General features: G+C 37.2%; 4 protein-coding genes. 1 reads left to right on the top strand and 3 read right to left on the bottom strand.

Features of this window, described 5'->3' with window-relative positions; all coding sequences use genetic code 11:
• The 3 genes from ACOVQ4_RS17915 to ACOVQ4_RS17905 all read right to left on the bottom strand — a co-directional run.
• Positions 1 to 1,115 (bottom strand): efflux RND transporter periplasmic adaptor subunit (locus ACOVQ4_RS17915; RefSeq protein ID WP_421821986.1); only part of this gene is annotated, 1,115 nt, incomplete at its 3' end.
• A 145-nt stretch (positions 1,116 to 1,260) separates the two neighbouring features.
• Positions 1,261 to 2,019, bottom strand: coding sequence for a LytR/AlgR family response regulator transcription factor (locus ACOVQ4_RS17910; protein ID WP_421821985.1), 759 nt, complete (start codon positions 2,017 to 2,019; stop codon positions 1,261 to 1,263).
• Positions 2,016 to 3,092: a sensor histidine kinase gene (locus ACOVQ4_RS17905; RefSeq protein ID WP_421821984.1), complete on the bottom strand. Its 1,077-nt coding sequence runs from the start codon at positions 3,090 to 3,092 to the stop codon at positions 2,016 to 2,018. The genes ACOVQ4_RS17910 and ACOVQ4_RS17905 overlap by 4 nt, the downstream gene beginning before the upstream one ends.
• 339 nt (positions 3,093 to 3,431) lie before the next feature.
• Here ACOVQ4_RS17905 and ACOVQ4_RS17900 point away from each other — a divergent pair, with 339 nt between their 5' ends.
• Positions 3,432 to 3,752 (top strand): hypothetical protein, encoded by a 321-nt coding sequence (locus tag ACOVQ4_RS17900; protein ID WP_421821983.1) that lies wholly within the window; start codon positions 3,432 to 3,434, stop codon positions 3,750 to 3,752.
• Positions 3,753 to 3,756 lie beyond the last annotated feature (4 nt).

Here is a 3,756-nt window from a genome sequence, read left to right as displayed (position 1 = left end):
TTAATCACCGCCTTCACTACTACCCCTTCGTTAAGCATATCGATGTTGTTGGTGGCGATTTTTTCGCCTGCCTTTAATCCCGATTTTACGATATATTGACCGTCTACTTTTCCTGCTACCTCAAAAGGTTTCATAGATACCTTGCTGCTGTCGCCGAGGGTAAAGACGAAAAATTTATCTTGAATATCTTTGACACTGCCCATTGGAACTTTCAAAACGCCATCAAAGTCTTTTTTGAGAATTACCCTAGCTGTACCACCTGAACGAAGCAATTTTTGTGGATTGGGGAAAATCGCTTTGAATGACATACTCCCAGTCGTTTTATCGATATTTCCACTGGCTACTGTCAGGCGACCTTTGTGATTATACATCGAGCCATCTGCCATTACTAGTTCTACGGAATTAGCATTTTTCTGAAATCCTCCTTCTTTGGCAAAAGAGATATAATCGGCTTCGCTCAAAGAGAAATAGACTAAAACCTCATTGATTTCTGAAAGAGTGGTTAGGGGCGTTGCATCATTTGGCATCACCAAGTTGCCAACACGGTTGGGAATTCGACCGATATATCCACTTACTGGGGCTTTGAGAACACTAAAGTCTAGGTTGATTTTTGATGAGCCAAGGGCGGCGCGTGCCTGTTGGACTTGGGCTGTTGCGGCTTCGTAATTGGATTGAGCCGTTTTGAGTTGCATTTCCGAAACTACTTTACCTTCTACCAAAGGTTTTAATTTTTCAACCTCTAATTTGGCAGTAGCTTGTGCCGCCAAGGCAGCTTCTAAGAGTGCTTTACTATTATTGACTTGTTCGTTGTAAACATCACCTTTGATTTTGAAAAGTGGTTGACCTTTTTTGACATAGTCACCTTCTTTGACGTAAATCTGCTCCAAATATCCTGTTACTTGAGCTTTGATATCTACATTGACTGTCCCTTCAATCGTACCTGGATATTTTTTTTCGACTTCAGCGTTGGTAGCGCCTAATTGGATAAAATCAACAACTAGCGGTGGTTGCTGGGTTTGCTGTGCTTGTTCTTTACATGAAAAAAACAAGAGTGAAAAAGCAAAAAACAAGAGTTCCTTACTAGGTAATCTCGTTCCGAATGCGATTTTTATCATGATTTCGTATAGATAGAAAATTTTTAATACAAAGAAATAAAGAGAAAAGCGAGGAGCTAAGGTAAAAATGACCGAACCGACAAAATTGGATTCTGAAAAGAAAACGTGTCTGACCGAAATAAGAAATCAAAGAAGAGTCAATACGTTAAAAATCCAACCAAGCTTTGAGTAAACTGGCTTTTTCACGACTTACGATTAGCTCCATATCTTCAGGGCTTTTTTTCAAGTCAATTTTTAGTTTTCCATTAAAGTAATTGTGAATTTGTTCGATGGCATCGACATGGATAATAAACTGACGATTGGCACGAAAAAAATCCTTGGGATTGAGTTGTTCTTCTAGCTCTTCCATGGTCAATGGAATGATTTCCTCGGTACCATTGTGTAGCTTAGCACGAGTGATTTTGAGTTTAGAATAAAAATAGGATATATCGCTGATTTGCAAGCTCTTGTACCCATCTCTGTATGGCAATAAAAACCGAGTTCTGAAATCTTTTGGCTGAAAATAATTCAATAAATTCGCCAAGGAAGCTGGTTCTGGCACAGAGGAAGTACTTTCTAATTTCTGAAAAGCACGCTCCAACTCATCCAATTCTACAGGTTTGAGCAGGTAGTCGATGCTATTATATTTGAAAGCCTTCACGGCGTATTCGTCATACGCGGTAGTAAAAATGATAGGGCAAGAGATAGTTGTTTTTTCAAAAATCTCAAAGCTCAATCCATCCGACAAACGAATATCCATCATGACAACATCAGGCATTTCATGAGTTTCAAACCAGTCGATACTGTCACTAATACAGTCTAATACTTCCACAATTTGTACATTTGGACGAACTGATTTTATCAATCGTTCGAGTCTATCGGCATTGGGTTTTTCGTCTTCTATGATGAGTACTTTCTGAATCATGCTCTTATCAGTGGTATAATTACTTTGAAAATATCGTTGCTTTTGTCAATTTCTACACCCTTTTGCCATAACAGCTTATAGCGTCTTTGAATATTTTGCAAGCCTAAACCTGATGAACTCATGGGATTTTCAATCGGTAGAAGGTTGTTTTCTACGATGAGTTCATCATTTTCGTTATTATAAATACAAATTTGAAGCGGATTTCGCCGAGAGGTTTTATTATGCTTTAAGGCATTTTCTACCAATAACTGCAAGGTTAAAGGCGGCAAACAAGCACCTAAGCATTCTTTTTCAATATCAACTTCAAAAGTAACACCATCACCAATGCGTTGTTTAATCAGAAAAATATACGATTTTAAAAACCTTAATTCTTCGTCTAGCGATATAATATCCTTCTTGGTATTGACGAGCATATAGCGGTATATTCTCGAAAAATTTTCAGCATATTCATAGCCCAATTGCTGGTCTTTCAGAATCATTTCTGATAATACGCTGAGGTTGTTGAATACAAAATGTGGGTCTATTTGGAGCTTGAGCGAATACAATTCAGCCTCTACGGCCATTTGGTCGAGTGTGGCGGCACGTATTTCGGAATTTTTCCAATTGTCGATTAAATACACGCAGGTATTAATGCCAATAATCATAAAAGAAATAATAACACTGACCACAATCCATTGAATATAACCACGTTGCATTTCGATGCTCATTGAGCTAGCCTCACACATTTCGAGGAATCGGTACAAAAAGTCAAAAAAGCCAATAGCAAGCATGACCAGAATAAAATTGAGCCCCGTTTCAATCATCAGTCTTCGATAAGGGCTTTTGGTCCAAGGGATAGAGTGATTGAGTTTCATTCCTAAAAAAATACTTGATTCAGAAATGAAGCAACAAAAGCTAAAATTGAGAAAAAGGTCGAGGAAAATATCAAAGGTATCTCGTTGGAAATAGATTTTCCAATAAGCCGAAAACGGGTCGATGATATAGGAAACTAAGTTATAGAGCACAAAAGCAAAAACGATAATGATAATTCGTTTTCTGCGTATGCTCAAGAAGGTATCTCTAGTTTTGGACATTCTTTTCTTTCATTAATCTAACTTTAGGCATTTTTAAGATTACCTAAAGGCATTTATGAGTTTACAAAGTTGCTCACAAGTTGAGAAATAAACCTAATTATTTAACTTAAGCTACAGAATTTCCCTCTGAATAGACATTTTTGGATACTGAGATTTTGTGGATGAAGAATGGAAAAGTCTTATTTTATAAATAAATCCATTGAAACTATATTCATCCAACGCAAAAGTTTCAAAGCTTTTTGAAAAAACAACTATCAAATCGAGTATAAAAGAAGAAAGGAATACTTATACACTTTTAAAATACCTATTTACAATAAACTCATTTTAACCTATTTAATCATGCTCATCATCGGTTCTTTACTCACCACTTTACCAGCGTTTGCATTTAATATCTGCGTTTTCTTTTTGGGAAAAATAGTTGTCCATCATCAGGATGTTATTTTGTACTGTAGAAGCTTATTGGGTAGTCATATCGACGACGAGGATGAAGTTCCTACAAGGCTAGCCTATATCGAGAAGCTCTTGGTAATGATTGGGTATTTGGTGCAGGCTTTTGCAATCATTGGGATGTTTGCGACGGTATTTCAGTTGGTTTCAATGCTCAGTATTCAAATGGCTGAGCCTGTAAAAATGCAGCTTTCATCGCCGCATGGGCTTTGATTTA

It is taken from the genome of Flectobacillus sp. (genome assembly GCF_049240685.1).
In the GTDB taxonomy this organism is placed as follows: domain Bacteria; phylum Bacteroidota; class Bacteroidia; order Cytophagales; family Spirosomataceae; genus Flectobacillus.
This window is presented reverse-complemented; position numbering and strand designations above follow the sequence as displayed.

Excerpts from the sequence above, each read along its gene's own strand:
- ACOVQ4_RS17910 (WP_421821985.1), bottom strand. The coding sequence starts at position 2,019 with ATGATTCAGAAAGTACTCATCATAGAAGACGAAAAACCCAATGCCGAT.
- ACOVQ4_RS17900 (WP_421821983.1), top strand. The coding sequence starts at position 3,432 with ATGCTCATCATCGGTTCTTTACTCACCACTTTACCAGCGTTTGCATTT.
- ACOVQ4_RS17905 (WP_421821984.1), bottom strand. The coding sequence starts at position 3,092 with ATGTCCAAAACTAGAGATACCTTCTTGAGCATACGCAGAAAACGAATT.